Raw genomic sequence first — 14,120 nt, 5'->3', positions numbered from 1 at the left:
CGCCCCCTCGCGCGACCGCGCGGCGGCCCGGGCATCCGCGCCGATTTCCAGAGATTCCAGGAGCAAGACGACGATGGGCAAGGGCGACCGCAAGACCGCCAAGGGCAAGCGCTATTCTTCCAGCTATGGCAACGCGCGCCCCAAGGCCGTGGCCAAGGCCACGGGCAGCGCTGCCGCGCCGGTGGCGAAGACCGCGAAGACCGCGACCAAGACCCCCGTCCGCAAGGCGGTGAAGAAGGTCGTCGCCAAGGGCGAGTAAGCGCGCCCCGCGCGAAATGAAAAGCCCCGCGATGCGGGGCTTTTTTCGTGCCGGCGCTCAGCGTCGCGCCGCGCCCGCTTCCACCTCGCGCCAGACCCGCAGCAGGTTGCCGCCAAGGATCTTGCGCACGTCCGCTTCCGAATGGCCGCGCGACAGCAGGCCGTCGACCAGGTTGGGGAAGTCGGCCACCGAGCGCAGGCCCTGGGCCAGTTCGCCGCCGACGCCGTCGAAATCCGAGCCAAGGCCCACGTGGTCGACGCCGAGCAGGCGCACGCCATGGTCGATCTGGTCGAGCACGGCCGACAGCGGCGTGGTGGGCGTGGGGTGGTCGCGGTCCCAGGCCGCCTCGAACGCGGCGACGTCCTGCGTGGGTTGGCCGGCCGCGGCGAGCTCGGCGTTGCGAGCGTCGAACTCCGCGCGTGCGCGGAACCGCGCCTGCATGTCCGCGGCGGCCTGCGCGTTGACGAAGGCGGTGCCGAACGGCACCTGCACCACGCCGCCGCGCCTGGCGATGGCGAGCGCGAGTTCGTCGCTGATGTTGCGCTCGAAACCCGGGGTGAAGTGGCGGAACGCCGAGTGGCTGGCGATCACCGGCACCGTGCTCAGTTCGATCGCCTGCGCCGCCGCGGCGTCGGAGATGTGCGAGACGTCGACCATGATGCCGAGCCGGTTCATCTCGGCCACCACCTCGCGCCCGAACGGACTCAACCCGTTCCACTGGCGCTCGGCGCCGTAGGACGAGTCGGCCAGGCGGTTGGCCGCGCTGTGCGCCAGGGTGATGTAGCGGATGCCGCGGTCGAAGAAGGCCTGCACCTGCGACAGGTCGTCGCCCAGCGGCGCGCCGTTCTCCATGCCCAGCGGCAGCAGCACGCGTCCGCCCGCGCGCAGGCGCTCGACGTCGGCCGGCGACGTCAGGATGGCGAAGCGGTCGGAATGGCGGTGGACCAGGGCTTCGATGGAGTCGATCTGCGCGTGCGCCGACTGGCGGGCCTTGCCTTCGCTGTCCTCGCGCGCCGAGGTGTAGATCGACATGAAGGCGATATCCAGTCCGCCCTGGCGTGCGCGCGGCCAGTCGAACTCGCGGTCGGGCGCGGCCTCGCCGAGATCGGCCCAGGTCTCCGACAGGATGCCGGGCGCATCGATGTGGGTGTCGACGATGATCGCGTCCTGCGCCAGGGCGGTCGCGCGCCGGATCGCGCCGTCGTCGGCCAGCACGGTGGTACAGGACAGGGCGAGAGCGCAGGCAAGGGTGGTGCGCAGGGTCATGCGGGTCTCCATGGCGTCAGCAAAGTCGTTGTCCGCCGGCGTACACGGCGCGCGCAAGCGATCCGCCGAGCCAGTAGCACAGCCCGGCGGGACGGGCGACGTCCCAGTGCACGAAGTCGGCGCGCAGGCCGGCGCGCAGCACGCCGCGATCGTCCAGCCCGAGCGCGCGGGCGCCGTTGACGGTCGCGCCGCGCAGCGCTTCCTCGGGCGTCAGGCGGAAGTGGGTGCAGGCCAGCTGCATGGCCTGGCGCAGCGAGAGCAGGGGCGAGGTGCCCGGGTTGCAGTCGGTGGCCACCGCCATGGCCACGCCTTGGGCGCGGAACGCGGCGATCGGCGGCAGGGTGGTCTCGCGCAACACGTGGAAGGCCCCGGGCAGCAGCACGGCGACGGTGCCGGACCGGGCCATCGCCGCCACGCCCGCGGGCGAGGTATGTTCGACATGGTCGGCCGACAGCGCGCCGAACTCGGCGGCCAGGGCCGCGCCGCCGCCGTCGCTCAGCTGGTCGGCGTGCAGCTTGACCGCCAGGCCGAGGTCGCGCGCGACCTCGAACACGCGTCGCGTCTGCGCGATGCTGAAGCCGATGCGCTCGGCGAAGGCATCGACCGCGTCGACCAGGCCTTCCTCGTGCAGCCGCGGCAGCCAGTCGCAGACCGCGCCGATGTAGTCGTCCGCGCGGCCGGCGTATTCCGGCGGCAGCGCATGCGCGCCGAGGAAGGTGGTGCGCACCTCGACGCCGAGCGATTGCGCGATGCGCCGCGCGGCGCGCAGCATGCGCCGCTCGCCCTCCAGCTCCAGCCCGTAGCCGGACTTGACCTCGAGCGTGGTCGCGCCGTCGCACAGCAGCGCGCGTGCCCGCGGCAGCGACTGCGCCAGCAGGGTGTCCTCGTCGGCCTCGCGCACGGCGCGTACGGTCGAGACGATGCCGCCGCCGCTGCGCGCGATTTCCTCGTAGCTGGCGCCCTGCAGGCGCTGCTCGAACTCGGCCGCGCGGTCGCCCGCGAACACCAGGTGCGTGTGGCAGTCGACCAGGCCCGGCGTGATCCAGCCGCCGCCGGCGTCGACCACCATGTCGGCCAGCCGCTCCGGCGCGCCGGGCAGGTCCGCGCGACGGCCGACGAACACCAGGCGGCCGTCGCGCCAGCCCAGCGCGCCGTCCTCGATCGCGCCGTACCCCGCGTCGCCCTGCAGGGTCGCCAGGTGCGCGCCGAGCAGCAGGCCGTCCCAGGCCTCAGTCACCGCCGCCACCGTCGCCACCGGCATCGATCCCGCTGGACGCATCCGCCCGGCGGCTGCGCCGCGCGCCCGGCGTGCGCAGCCGCGCACGCGCCTTGGCCAGCACCAGCACCGCCGCCAGCAGGGCCAGGACGAGCACCGCGAAACCTTCGAGCATGCGCACCGCCGTGAATGGAACACGCCAGCGCGGTAGCCTAACCCACTCCCGCCGCAAGCCGCCCGTCGATGTCCAGCCCGTCGCCACTCCCGATCGAAGCCGTTGCCGCGGGCTGGCGCCTGCCCGGCATCGCCAACCTGCACTCGCATGCCTTCCAGCGCGCGATGGCGGGCCTGGCCGAGCGGCAGACGCACCCGTCCGATTCGTTCTGGACGTGGCGCGAGACCATGTACCGGATGGCCGCGCGCTTCGATCCCGACGCGCTGCACGCGGTGGCCTCGCAGCTGTACGTGGAGATGCTCGAGGCCGGCTACACCATCGTGTGCGAATTCCACTACCTGCACCACGCGCCGGACGGCAGTGCCTACGCGACGCCCACGGCCATGTCCGATGCGCTGGTCGCGGCGGCGCGCGAGACCGGCATCCGCTTGACCCTGCTGCCGGTGCTGTACATGACCGGCGGTTTCGACGGACGCGAGCTCAATCCGCGCCAGCGCAGGTTCGGCCACGACGTCGAGGGCTACCTGCGCCTGTTCCACGCGCTGCATGCGCGCCAGGACGCGATGCTGCGCGTCGGCTGCGCCCTGCACAGCCTGCGCGCGGTTCCGGCCGCGGCGATGCAGGCCGTGCTGGCGGCGCTGCCGGCGCAGGCACGCATCCATATCCACATCGCGGAGCAGGTCGGCGAGGTGCAGGACTGCCTGGCCGTGCGCGACCTGCGGCCCGTCGAATGGCTGCTGCGCAACGCCGAGCTCGACGCGCGCTGGACCCTCGTGCATGCCACCCACCTCAACGACGGCGAAGTGCGCGACCTGGCGCGGACGGGCGCGACGGTGGCGATCTGCCCCACCACCGAGGCCAACCTGGGCGATGGCCTGTTCCGCCTGCGCGACTACCTCGATGCGGGCGGCGCCTGGGGCATCGGGTCGGATTCGCACATCTCGGTGTCGCCGGTCGAGGAACTGCGCTGGCTCGAGTACGGCCAGCGCCTGCACACGCGGCGGCGCAACATCACGGTGTCGGCGGGCTCGCCGGGCGTCGGCATGACCCTGCTGCAGGGGACCCTGGCCAGCGCAGCGAATGCCACCGGCTTCGACGCGGTCGACGATGCGATGGTGCTCGACGGCGCGGCGCCGGTCCTGGCCGGCGCCGGCGTCGAGGACGTCGCCGAGCGCTGGATCTTCTCGGGCAACCGTCCACTGGTGCGGGAGGTCCATGTCGGCGGCCGCCGCGTGGTGGAAGACGGGCGGCATCCGCAGCGCGATGCGGTAGCGGCGCGCTACGCCCGGGCGATGCAGGGCTTGTTGCGCGACTGAGGCGCGCGCCCTTGGCCTCGGCGGCCGGGTCGCAGTCGAAGCTTGGGCGTGGCTGACCTGGATCAATGCCGCCGCCCGGCGCCGCCGACAGGCTTGCCCGACCATTCGACGGGAGGCAGGTGATGGATTTCGACATCGCGGTCGTGGGCGCGGGCCCGGCGGGGCTGTGCTTCGCGCGTTCGCTGGCGGGCAGCGGCCTGTCGGTTGCGCTCATCGAGCGGCAGCCGCTGGCGGCGATCGCCGAACCGGCGTTCGACGGTCGCGAGATCGCGCTCACCCATGCCTCGCAGGCGATCCTCGCCAGGCTCGGACTCTGGGACCGGTTCGATCCGGCCGAAGTGTCCGAACTGCGCGATGCGCGCGTCATCAACGGCGCTTCGGACAGCGGCCTGCACGTGAGGGCCTCCGACGGCCGCAGCCGCCCGCTGGGCTGGCTGGTGCCCAACCACCTGATCCGGCGCGCTGCCTACGAGGCCGTCGCGCCGCAGGCGAACCTGGCGCTGCTGGCCGGCCGGGCCGTCACGGCCGCGGTGCGTGGCGACGATGCGGTCGCGCTCACCCTCGACAGCGGCGAGACGTTGCGCGCGCGGCTGCTGGTCGCGGCCGACAGCCGCTTCTCCGGGCTGCGCCGGATGATGGGCATCGGCGCCCGTTCGTACGACCACGGCAAGCGCATGCTGGTTTGCCGGGTCGCGATCGAACGCCCGCACGGCCACGTCGCCTGGGAATGGTTCGGCTATGGGCAGACGCTCGCCCTGCTTCCGCTCAACGGCGACCAGGCCTCGGTGGTGCTCACCCTGGGCCCGCAGGAGATGGCCAGGGTCGAGGCGATGGACGACGCGGCGTTCGGCGCCGAACTCGAGCGGCGCTTCCTCGGACGACTGGGCGGCATCCGCCCGCTGGGCACGCGCCACGTCTATCCGCTGGTCTCGGTGTTCGCCGAGCGCTTCGCCGCGCCGCGCGTGGCGCTGGTGGGCGACGCTGCGGTCGGCATGCATCCGGTCACCGCGCATGGCTTCAACCTCGGCCTGCAGGGACAGGCGACGCTGGCCAGGGGGGTGCTGGAAGCGCATCGCCGCGGCGAGGAGATCGGCGATGCCGCGGTGCTGGCGCGCTATGGGCGGCGGCACCAGCGCGCGGCCTGGCCGATGTATGCAGGCACGCGCCTGGTGGTGCGCGTGTTCACCGACGACCGCGCGCCGGTGCGCGGCCTGCGCGAGGCGATCCTGCGCGTGTCCAACCGCGTGCCACCGCTGCGGCGGGCGATCGCGGCCCGCCTCACCCAGGCCTAGCCGATCGTCAGAACAGCGTGGCCGCGGCCTGGGGGAACAGGTCGAACTCCGCCGGCAGCGCGCCTTCGAGCTTAAGCAGGAACTGCTTGGTCGGGAGGCCGCCGCCAAAACCGGTGAGCGAGCCGTCCGCGCCGATCACGCGGTGGCAGGGCAGCACGATCGGCAGCGGGTTGCGGCCGTTGGCGGCGCCGACGGCGCGCATCGCGCTCGGCCGTCCCACCCGCGCGGCCAGGCCGGCGTAGCTGAGCGTCTGGCCGTAGGGAATCGCCGCCAGCGCGTTCCACACCGACAGCTGGAAGGCAGTGCCCTGCGGCGACAGCGGCAGATCGAAACTGCGCCGCCGGCCGGCGAAATACTCGTCCAGCTGGGCGCGCGCCCGTCGCAGCAGCAGGCTGTCGCCGGCGCGCCAGTCGTCGCCGCGGCGCACCGGGTGGCGGTTGTCGCGGAACTCGATCGCGCGCAGGCCGCGCTCATCGGCGGCGAGGAACAGCGGCCCGACCGGACTGTCGACGATGGTGGTGACCACGTTCATGGCTTGCTCCTCCGTATCGTGGTGGACCGGTCCGCGGCGACCGGCGGCTGTGCCAGCGCGGCTTCGCGCCAGGCGTGAATGACCGCGTAGGCGCGCCACGGGCGCCACGCCTCGGCGCGCCGGGTGAGGTTGAGCGTGCGCAGGCGCAGGTTCGCGTCGTCGTCGCCGGCGAGCTGCTTCTGCAGCACCAGGTCGCCGGCGGGGAATGCGTCCGGATGGCCGAGCCCGCGCATCGCGATGTACTGCGCGGTCCACGGCCCGATGCCGGGCAGGGCGGTCCAGCGCGCAACCATGTCGTCCAGCGTGCGTGCCGGGTCGAAATCCACGCGGCCGTCGAGCAGCGCCCGGGCGATGGCGCGGACGGTCGCGGCGCGGGTCGTGGTCAGCCCGAGGCCGTCGAGATCGCCTTCGGCGAGCCGCTCCGGCGTCGGGAACAGCCGCTCCAGTTCCGGCGCGCCGGTCAGTGCCGGCAACGCCGTGCCGTGGCGCTGGACGATGCGCGCGGTGATCGTGCGCGCGGCCCCCACGCTCACCTGCTGGCCGACCACCGCGCGCACGGCCACCTCGAATCCGTCCCAGGCGCTGGGCAGCCGCAGGCCCGGCCGCTTGCGCAGCAGCGGGCGCAGGCCGGCGTCCGCGCCGAGCACGCCGGCGATCGCCTGCGGGTCCGCGTCCAGGTCGAACATCCTGCGCACGCGTTCGACCACCGCCTGCAGCCGCGCCGGCGGGCAGCCGTGCAGCTGCAGCTCGAGCGCGTGTCCATCGCTGCCCGCGCCACGCGGCCAGGGCGCCACCTGCAGCCAGGCCGGCGCGGCGGCATCGCCGATCACGCGGCGGTAGGCCGTTGCGTCGACGTGCTCCACGCCGGGCAGGGCGCGGCCGCGCAGGAACTCGAGCATCGCCACGAAGTCGTAGGGCGGCCGGTAGTTCAGGCGCAGCGTCAGCACCTGGCCCGCGGCGGCCGCGGGCCGCTGGCGCAGCGCGCTGGGCGCCATGCCGTAGGCCTCGTGGAAGCAGGTGTTGAAGCGGCGCAGGCTGCCGAAGCCGGCGGCCAGCGCGACCTCGGTGATCGGCAGCGCGGTCTCGGTCAGCAGCTGCTTTGCGAACAACAGGCGGCGGGTGCCGTGCACCCCGATCGGCGGTGCGCCCAGGCGGTCGGCGAACAGGCGCCGCAGCTGGCGTTCGCCCACGTGCACGCGGCCGGCGAGGTCGGCGAGCGAGGCATCGGCCAGGAATCCTTCGTCGATCAGCTTGAGCGCACGCGCCAGCGCATCGTCGCCGCGGCGCCAGCCGCCCGCCGACGGCGACAGCTCGGGCCGGCAGCGCAGGCAGGGTCGGAACCCTGCCGCCTCGGCCGCCGCCGCGTTGGGGTAGTAGCGCACATTGTGCGGGCGCGGCGCCGGCGCCGGGCAGGTCGGGCGGCAGTAGATGCCGGTGCTCGAGACCGCGGTGAAGAACAGGCCGTCGAAGCGCGCGTCGCGGCTCAGGCGGGCCTGTTCGCAGATGGCGGGATCGGGCAGGGCGGTCGCGGGCATGGGGGCAGTCTAGCGCCGCCCCCGACCCCGCCACTCGCCGTTTCCGGACATCAATGTCCGGCGCGACGGACCCTGTCCAGACGGTTCATCGACTCTCCCCGGGCAGGCGCTGGCGGGCGGCGTGACCTGTCGCCAGCCGCATGCCTTCGCGTCAGCGGACGGGGCCTGCCTCGCGCAAGGCCGGCAGCAGGGTTGCGGGGTCGCCGTCGCGCGGTGGGTGATCCAGCCCGAGCAGGCGCGCCAGCAGCGGATAGACGTCCACATTGTCGAACGCCGGCAGCTCCACGCCGTTGCGGAACGACGGTCCGCTGGCGATGAAGATCGCCCGCATCTCGGCCGTGGCCGGATCGTAGCCGTGCGAGCCGCGCGTGCCCGCCGGGCGGCGCGCCAGCCAGGCGCGCGGAAGCGCATCCCAGCCCACGTCCATCTGGCAGACGATCGGCGGCACGCGCGGGTGGGCCCCGTAATGCCAGCGCGCCGGCAGTGCCTCGCGCCGCCAGCATTCGTGGTGCGCATGCCGCCCAAGCAGCTGGCGGGCCGCGGCATCCTCGCGGCCGGGCTCGGGGCGGAAGCCGACCACCTGCCCCGACGTCACCATCGTCGCGTTCGCCGGATCGACCATGTCCTCGATCGCGACCACCTGGCCCTCCGGCACCTCCGCCATGCCGTGGTCGGAGACCACGACGATGTCGGTATGGGCGCGCGCGCCGGAGCGCTCCAGCCGCTCGAGCAGCGCGCCGATTGCCGCATCCACCTCGCGCAGCGCCGCATGCAGCTGCGGCGAGCGCGGCCCGTGCGCGTGGGCCGCCGCGTCGGGATGCTCGAAGTACAGCGTGGCGAGGCGCGGCCGCGCGGCGGCGGGTTCGGCCAGCCAGCCCGCCACCGTGTCGATGCGCTCGGCGATCGGCCGGCTCTCGTCGTAGGGATGCCAGCGCCGTGGCCGGACCCCGTGCACCGCCGCCTCGCTGCCGGGCCACGACAGCGTCGCGGTTGGCAGGCCGGCCTTCTCCGCCGACACCCACAGCGGCTCGCCTTCCCACCACGTCGCATCGCCCACCGCCTCGCGGTTCTTGAGCGTGAACCAGCCGCTTCGATCGTCCCACATCGTGTTGTGGACGATGCCGTGGCGGTCCGGACGCAGGCCGGTCACGATCGTGTAGTGGTTGGGGAAGGTGAGGCTGGGATACGAGGGGCGCATCCACGCCGCGCGCACGCCATCGGCGGCCAGACGGTCGAGGTGCGGGGTGCCGCCCTGGCCCAGGAAACCGGGATGCACGCCGTCGAGCGAGACCAGCAGCAGGCTCGTGGCCGGCGCCGGGGCTGGCGAACTCGCGCAGCCCGCGAGCAGGAACAACAGCGGGAACAGCAGACGGCGACAGCGGATCATCGCGCCATCATAGGAAACCGCCACGACCCGTGAAATCTTGACGGATGCGCGCGCGCCTGCATCACCACGCTGACAGCGGTCTGAACCCGCGTGCGGCGTGGCATTGATTGCGCAGTGGCGTGCCTTATGTTGTGCGGTGGCCGTTTCCCGGCCGCGATCCTTCTGGAGGTCCCATGTCCCGTCACCTGCTGGCCGCGCTGCTGGCCGCCGCCACGCTGTCGCTCGCCGTTCCCGCCACCGCGCTGGCGCAGCAAGAGGAGCCGGAAGAGGCCGCCGCTTCGAAGAAGAAGGCCAATCCCGACGAACGGTTCTGCATCCGCGAGACGGGATCGCGCATCACCGCGACCCGCAACCGCGGCAAGAAGGCCGACGAGGAATGCGTGGGCGCCGCCGGGCGCGTGTACACCCGCGAGGAGATCGAGCGCACCGGTTCGGCGGACTTGCGCGATGCGCTGCGCCGGCTGGATCCCTCGATCTTCTGATCGCGACCCGCAGGCGCGCACCAGGACGCCCGGCCCACGCCGGGCGTTTTCGTTCGTTCCCCAGCTGCGGGCTTGCGGACCGCGGCCGTGGTCGGGCCCGGCACCGGTGCACAGGCGCGGAAGGCTTCGCCCCGGCGGCGATGCGGCGTGCGGGACGCGCCTGGCGGCAGGTCCGAGACCAGGCTCCCCAGCCGTCGATGCCGACCGCGATGCCTCGGCGACCGCGCGCCGGCGATCTTCGCCGGGTGCAACCCGTCGCGCATGGCGGGCATACGGCGGAACCGCCGTCACTCGCGCATCACCGCCACGCGCGCGAGCGGTCAGGCGTCGACCTCGAAGTCGCGGGCCGGCACCAGCCAGCCCGCGCACCCCCGCGGCGCGTGAGACCAGGCGATCGCGGACGGTGCGCCGGCGGCGACGGCTCCGGCCGCGTCCGCATCGGCTCAGGTTGGCTGCTTGAGCCCATCGAGCAGTCTCTCCAGCGATTCGCGGTAGAAGGCAGGGAAGCGGCGGTCGTCGTAGCTGAAGCGACCGGCGCGATACAGCGCGATCAGCCCGTGCGAATGCGCCCAGAGGGTCATGGCGATATCCCAGGCGTCGCCCGCGCGCAGCATCTTGGCCTGCTGCGCCTCGACCACGGCATCGTGGACCACGTTGAACGTCGGCGAGCGCCGCGCGCGGAAGTCGTCGGGGAACCGGCGCGCATCCTCGCGGGGCGCCAGGAACGCGTGATCGAACAGGTGTGGATGCGCCAGCGCGTAGTCGAGATAGATCATCTGGACGGCGATCAGCTGGGCCAGCGGATCGCCGCCGGACCTGCGTGCGTCCCAGTGCCGGGCGATCTCGCTGAAGCTGTCGTCGCCGATGCGCTTGAGCAGGGCCTCGCGGCCGGGGAAGTGGCGGTAGATCGCCATCGGCGTGACCCCGACCGCCTCGGCCACGCGTCGCATGCTGACCGCCGCCGGACCTTCGCGCTCAAGCAGCGCGCGGGCGACGGCGAGGATGCGCTGGGCGGTGTGGAGGCGAGCCATGTCTACAGCGTAGACATTGCGTCGCAAATCCTGCAAACCCTGGGGATTGCAGGGTCCCGGTGCGCCTGGCGCGGTGGCATCGCGCCCGCCCAGCCCGCACACTTTCCAGCCGTGTTCCTCGCCCTGGACGATTGGCATGAGCGACCCGCGCCACGACCCCTCCCGCACCATCCGCGCGCCCCGCGGTACCGGGCTGCATTGCCGCAGCTGGCTCACCGAAGCGCCGTTCCGGATGCTGCAGAACAACCTGGACCCGGACGTGGCCGAACGCCCGCAGGACCTGGTGGTTTACGGCGGCATCGGGCGCGCGGCGCGCGACTGGGCCAGCTTCGACGCCATCCTCGACACGCTGCGCACCCTGGGCGACGACGAGACCCTGCTGGTGCAGTCGGGCAAGCCGGTGGGCGTGTTCCCGACCCACCCGGACGCGCCGCGCGTGCTGATCGCCAACTCCAACCTGGTGCCGCACTGGGCGACGTGGGAGCACTTCCACGAATTCGATCGCAAGGGCCTGATGATGTACGGCCAGATGACCGCCGGCTCGTGGATCTACATCGGCTCGCAGGGCATCGTGCAGGGCACCTACGAGACCTTCGTGGAGATGGGTCGCCAGCACTACGGCGGCGACCTGAAGGGGCGCTGGGTCCTCACCGCCGGCCTCGGCGGCATGGGCGGGGCGCAGCCGCTGGCCGCGTCGCTGGCCGGGGCCAGCAGCCTGACCATCGAGTGCCGCCAGGGCAGCATCGACTTCCGCCTGCGCACCCGCTACGTGGACGAGCAGGCGGCCGACCTCGACGACGCGCTGGCGCGGATCGCGAAGTACACCGCGGCGGGCGAGGCCAGGTCGATCGCGCTGCTGGGCAATGCGGCGGAAGTGCTGCCGGAGCTGGTGCGCCGCGGCGTGCGCCCGGACTGCGTGACCGACCAGACCAGCGCGCACGATCCGGTGCACGGCTACCTTCCTGTCGGCTGGACCGTCGAGCAGTGGCTGGAGGCGCAGCAGTCGGACCCCGAGCGCGTGCGCGACGCCGCCAAGAAGTCCATGCGCGTGCACGTCGAGGCCATGCTCGCCTTCCACGCGCAGGGCATCCCGACCGTCGATTACGGCAACAACATCCGCCAGATGGCCAAGGACGAAGGCTGCGCCAACGCCTTCGACTTCCCCGGCTTCGTGCCGGCCTACGTGCGGCCACTGTTCTGCCGCGGCGTCGGCCCGTTCCGCTGGGTGGCGCTGAGCGGCGATCCGGAGGACATCTACCGCACCGACGCCAAAGTCAAGGAACTGATCCCCGACGATGCGCACCTGCATCGCTGGCTGGACATGGCGCGCGAGCGCATCAGCTTCCAGGGCCTGCCGGCGCGCATCTGCTGGGTGGGACTTGGGCTGCGACACAAGCTGGGCCTTGCCTTCAACGAGATGGTGCGCAACGGCGAACTGAAGGCGCCGGTGGTGATCGGCCGCGACCACCTCGACTCGGGCAGCGTGGCCTCGCCCAACCGCGAGACCGAAGCGATGCGCGACGGCAGCGACGCGGTCAGCGACTGGCCGCTGCTCAACGCCATGCTCAACGTCGCCGGCGGCGCCACCTGGGTGAGCCTGCACCACGGCGGCGGCGTGGGCATGGGCTACAGCCAGCACAGCGGCGTGGTGATCGTGTGCGATGGCACGCCCGAAGCCGACCGCCGGATCGAGCGGGTGCTGTGGAACGACCCCGCGACCGGGGTCATGCGCCATGCCGATGCCGGCTACGCGATCGCGAAGGAGTGCGCACGCGAGCAGGGACTGCGTTTGCCGATGCAGTGAGCTCCGGTGCCGGGCGACGCGTGTCGTTCACCCCGGCCCGACGGCGCACCCTCTAGCGTGCGCCCTGCGGCGCCCTCGCGGGCGTGCGCGCTGGCCCGATCGCATTTCAGGAGGTTCCCGGCATGGCCCTGCTAGACGACGTCGGCGCCGCGATCGCGCGGGAGCTGGCGCTGCCGGACGTGGACACGCTGACCACGCTGGTGGTGCGGGTCCTCGTGGCCGCCGTCCTCGGCGGCCTGGTGGGTTGGGAGCGCGAGGCCAAGGGCCGGGCGGCCGGGCTGAAGACCCACATCCTGGTCTCGATCGGATCGGCGCTGTTCGTCCTCGCCCCGCTGCTGGCCGGGATCGGGGCCGACGAGGTGACCCGGGTGATGCAGGGCATCGTCTCCGGGATCGGTTTCCTCGGCGCGGGCGCGATCCTCAAGCTCGACCGCGAGGAACGGATCTCCGGCCTGACCACCGCGGCCGGGGTGTGGATGACCGCCGCCATCGGCATGGCGGCGGGCATGGGCCAGGAGATGGTGGCGCTGATCACCACCGTGGTGGCCCTGCTGGTGGTCGGCGTGCTGCCGCGGCTTGGACACGGGCGCCACGGCGACGCGGCAGGCGGACCCGGACGCGATATCGGTCGCACCTGATCGCCGCGGCTAGCGCTGCAGGCACTCCCGGTAGCGCGCGTCGACGCGCTCGGCGAACCAGGCCGTGGTGAGTTCGCGGGTGATCTTGGGGCTGTCCAGGCGGATGCCCGGGACCAGCGCCCGCGGCAGCGGCGCACCCTCGTGCGCCTCGGCGATGGCGAACACGCGCCGGAACAGTTCACTGTCGTTGAACCCGAGGCGGTCGCCGAGTTCGAGCGCGCGCCGGATCCCGCGCTCGTCCATCCCGAGCTGGGGGCCGAGGCTGCGCACCGCGGCTTCGGTGCGCCCCGGACGATCCAGTGGTGCGCCGGGCAGCAGCAGGTCGCCGTCGAGTTCCAGCGGCAACCCGCTGGCGCGGCTGACCGCCGCCTGGAACGCCGCGTTGCGGCTGGCGTAGCGTCCGGCGTTGTAGTCGGCGAACCGGTGGATCTTGCGCGTGTAGGGGGTCTCGTAGCCGAGCAGGTGCAGGATTCCGAAGTACAGTCCGCCGCGGCGGCTGAAAACCTCGTTGCGGATCGATCCCTCGACCGGCCAGGGATAGCCGGCCGCATTGGCCTCGGCGAACGGGATCGACACCTGCATCGCGCCGCCGGTCTGCACCGGATTCCGCCCGCCGAACAGGCGATCGCCCATCGGCACGCGGCCGATCAGGTCTTCGTAGAGCTCGCTGAGTTCGCGCTCGGTGCGCACGCGCGACAGGCGTTCGCCATAGCTGCGGCCGTCGGTGGACGGCAGCCTGAGCGCGCCGTCGACCAGCACCCGGGGGAGGTGCAGCGCGGCGGCGCGACGGTCGATCTCGCCGCGGGCGATGCGCGGCAGCCCGGCCACCGGCGGGTCGGCCTTGTAGCCCGACTCCTGCTCGATCACCGCCAGCACGGCGCAGATGTTCTCGACGCCGGGCGCGATGCGCTGGGCGCTGAAGGCGACCTGGATATCGCCGGCCCAGCCGGACCGGTCCGGCACTGTCGCCGGAATCCGCCGCTGGATGTCGGCGCGCAGTGCCTGGGGGTCGGGCGCGGGGGTGGTGGGTGCACGCGTGGCGCAGCCGGAGAGCGCAAGCAGGACGGCCAGGGCGCAGGTCCAGCGTTGCTTCCACCAGCCTCCAGCGCCGGCGGCGGAGGCGGATTGCCGGGCGATGCACGCCAGTCCACGCGCCCCGCGCGCGCGCCCATCCCGGCCTTTCCCCG

14 protein-coding genes are annotated in these 14,120 nt (G+C 73.0%); 6 read left to right on the top strand and 8 right to left on the bottom strand.

The genetic code is table 11. The annotated features are described in order from the left end of the window. The first annotated feature begins 73 nt into the window (after positions 1-73). Positions 74-259 carry a 30S ribosomal protein THX gene (locus ACFQ2D_RS04350; RefSeq protein WP_280940707.1) on the top strand — a complete coding sequence of 62 codons (186 nt, stop codon included), beginning with the start codon at positions 74-76 and terminating at the stop codon, positions 257-259. Positions 260-316: 57 nt separating this feature from the next. On the opposite strand, the gene ACFQ2D_RS04345 is transcribed toward ACFQ2D_RS04350, so the two are convergent. The 3 genes from ACFQ2D_RS04345 to ACFQ2D_RS04335 are packed head-to-tail and all read right to left on the bottom strand — an operon-like array spanning position 317 to position 2,916. Next, positions 317-1,525, bottom strand: coding sequence for a dipeptidase (locus ACFQ2D_RS04345; RefSeq protein WP_280940708.1), 1,209 nt, complete (start codon positions 1,523-1,525; stop codon positions 317-319). A gap of 16 nt (positions 1,526-1,541) precedes the next feature. Continuing rightward, positions 1,542-2,786, bottom strand: a complete 1,245-nt coding sequence (gene hutI, locus ACFQ2D_RS04340; RefSeq protein WP_386795530.1) for an imidazolonepropionase — start codon at positions 2,784-2,786, stop codon at positions 1,542-1,544. Further along, positions 2,755-2,916, bottom strand: a complete 162-nt coding sequence (locus ACFQ2D_RS04335; RefSeq protein ID WP_280940710.1) for a hypothetical protein — start codon at positions 2,914-2,916, stop codon at positions 2,755-2,757. The genes hutI and ACFQ2D_RS04335 overlap by 32 nt, the downstream gene beginning before the upstream one ends. Before the next feature lie 68 nt (positions 2,917-2,984). Here ACFQ2D_RS04335 and ACFQ2D_RS04330 point away from each other — a divergent pair, with 68 nt between their 5' ends. Next, on the top strand, positions 2,985-4,232 hold the full coding sequence (locus tag ACFQ2D_RS04330) for a formimidoylglutamate deiminase (protein WP_280940711.1): 1,248 nt from the start codon (positions 2,985-2,987) through the stop codon (positions 4,230-4,232). 119 nt (positions 4,233-4,351) lie between these two features. Further along, positions 4,352-5,524 carry a 5-demethoxyubiquinol-8 5-hydroxylase UbiM gene (ubiM, locus tag ACFQ2D_RS04325; RefSeq protein WP_280940712.1) on the top strand — a complete coding sequence of 391 codons (1,173 nt, stop codon included), beginning with the start codon at positions 4,352-4,354 and terminating at the stop codon, positions 5,522-5,524. 7 nt (positions 5,525-5,531) lie between these two features. Here ubiM and ACFQ2D_RS04320 read toward each other — a convergent pair whose 3' ends face one another. The 3 genes from ACFQ2D_RS04320 to ACFQ2D_RS04310 form a co-directional block, all read right to left on the bottom strand. After that, positions 5,532-6,056 (bottom strand): methylated-DNA--[protein]-cysteine S-methyltransferase, encoded by a 525-nt coding sequence (locus tag ACFQ2D_RS04320; RefSeq protein ID WP_280940713.1) that lies wholly within the window; start codon positions 6,054-6,056, stop codon positions 5,532-5,534. Then, the gene (locus ACFQ2D_RS04315) at positions 6,053-7,591 is read right to left on the bottom strand and encodes a DNA-3-methyladenine glycosylase 2 (RefSeq protein ID WP_280940714.1); all 1,539 of its coding nucleotides are present in this window, start codon (positions 7,589-7,591) and stop codon (positions 6,053-6,055) included. Before ACFQ2D_RS04315 ends, ACFQ2D_RS04320 begins: the two co-directional genes overlap by 4 nt. A 151-nt stretch (positions 7,592-7,742) precedes the next feature. Beyond that, a complete protein-coding gene (locus ACFQ2D_RS04310) occupies positions 7,743-8,978 on the bottom strand; it encodes an alkaline phosphatase family protein (RefSeq protein WP_280940715.1) in 1,236 nt (411 codons plus the stop codon). 173 nt (positions 8,979-9,151) lie between these two features. Between ACFQ2D_RS04310 and ACFQ2D_RS04305 the strand changes: the two genes are divergently transcribed. Further along, positions 9,152-9,460, top strand: coding sequence for a hypothetical protein (locus ACFQ2D_RS04305; protein ID WP_280940716.1), 309 nt, complete (start codon positions 9,152-9,154; stop codon positions 9,458-9,460). 443 nt (positions 9,461-9,903) lie between these two features. Here the strand turns inward: ACFQ2D_RS04305 and ACFQ2D_RS04300 are convergent, their stop codons facing one another. Next, on the bottom strand, positions 9,904-10,491 hold the full coding sequence (locus ACFQ2D_RS04300) for a TetR/AcrR family transcriptional regulator (protein ID WP_280940717.1): 588 nt from the start codon (positions 10,489-10,491) through the stop codon (positions 9,904-9,906). A gap of 136 nt (positions 10,492-10,627) precedes the next feature. Between ACFQ2D_RS04300 and hutU the strand changes: the two genes are divergently transcribed. Together hutU and ACFQ2D_RS04290 are read left to right on the top strand one after the other, a co-directional pair. Continuing rightward, positions 10,628-12,295: a urocanate hydratase gene (gene hutU, locus ACFQ2D_RS04295; protein ID WP_280940718.1), complete on the top strand. Its 1,668-nt coding sequence runs from the start codon at positions 10,628-10,630 to the stop codon at positions 12,293-12,295. Between the two features lie 122 nt (positions 12,296-12,417). Then, a complete protein-coding gene (locus ACFQ2D_RS04290) occupies positions 12,418-12,933 on the top strand; it encodes an MgtC/SapB family protein (protein WP_280940719.1) in 516 nt (171 codons plus the stop codon). Between the two features lie 9 nt (positions 12,934-12,942). Here ACFQ2D_RS04290 and ACFQ2D_RS04285 read toward each other — a convergent pair whose 3' ends face one another. Further along, entirely contained in the window at positions 12,943-14,004 is a 1,062-nt protein-coding gene (locus ACFQ2D_RS04285; RefSeq protein WP_280940960.1) for a DUF1615 domain-containing protein, read from the bottom strand. Positions 14,005-14,120 lie beyond the last annotated feature (116 nt).

This window comes from Luteimonas composti, assembly GCF_042678665.1.
Lineage (GTDB): Bacteria > Pseudomonadota > Gammaproteobacteria > Xanthomonadales > Xanthomonadaceae > Luteimonas > Luteimonas composti.
This window is presented reverse-complemented; position numbering and strand designations above follow the sequence as displayed.

Excerpts from the sequence above, each read along its gene's own strand:
- hutI (WP_386795530.1), bottom strand. The coding sequence starts at position 2,786 with ATGCCGGTGGCGACGGTGGCGGCGGTGACTGAGGCCTGGGACGGCCTG.
- ACFQ2D_RS04310 (WP_280940715.1), bottom strand. The coding sequence starts at position 8,978 with ATGATCCGCTGTCGCCGTCTGCTGTTCCCGCTGTTGTTCCTGCTCGCG.
- ACFQ2D_RS04345 (WP_280940708.1), bottom strand. The coding sequence starts at position 1,525 with ATGACCCTGCGCACCACCCTTGCCTGCGCTCTCGCCCTGTCCTGTACC.
- ACFQ2D_RS04330 (WP_280940711.1), top strand. The coding sequence starts at position 2,985 with ATGTCCAGCCCGTCGCCACTCCCGATCGAAGCCGTTGCCGCGGGCTGG.
- ACFQ2D_RS04305 (WP_280940716.1), top strand. The coding sequence starts at position 9,152 with ATGTCCCGTCACCTGCTGGCCGCGCTGCTGGCCGCCGCCACGCTGTCG.
- ACFQ2D_RS04315 (WP_280940714.1), bottom strand. The coding sequence starts at position 7,591 with ATGCCCGCGACCGCCCTGCCCGATCCCGCCATCTGCGAACAGGCCCGC.
- ACFQ2D_RS04300 (WP_280940717.1), bottom strand. The coding sequence starts at position 10,491 with ATGGCTCGCCTCCACACCGCCCAGCGCATCCTCGCCGTCGCCCGCGCG.
- hutU (WP_280940718.1), top strand. The coding sequence starts at position 10,628 with ATGAGCGACCCGCGCCACGACCCCTCCCGCACCATCCGCGCGCCCCGC.
- ACFQ2D_RS04350 (WP_280940707.1), top strand. The coding sequence starts at position 74 with ATGGGCAAGGGCGACCGCAAGACCGCCAAGGGCAAGCGCTATTCTTCC.
- ACFQ2D_RS04290 (WP_280940719.1), top strand. The coding sequence starts at position 12,418 with ATGGCCCTGCTAGACGACGTCGGCGCCGCGATCGCGCGGGAGCTGGCG.
- ACFQ2D_RS04335 (WP_280940710.1), bottom strand. The coding sequence starts at position 2,916 with ATGCTCGAAGGTTTCGCGGTGCTCGTCCTGGCCCTGCTGGCGGCGGTG.
- ACFQ2D_RS04320 (WP_280940713.1), bottom strand. The coding sequence starts at position 6,056 with ATGAACGTGGTCACCACCATCGTCGACAGTCCGGTCGGGCCGCTGTTC.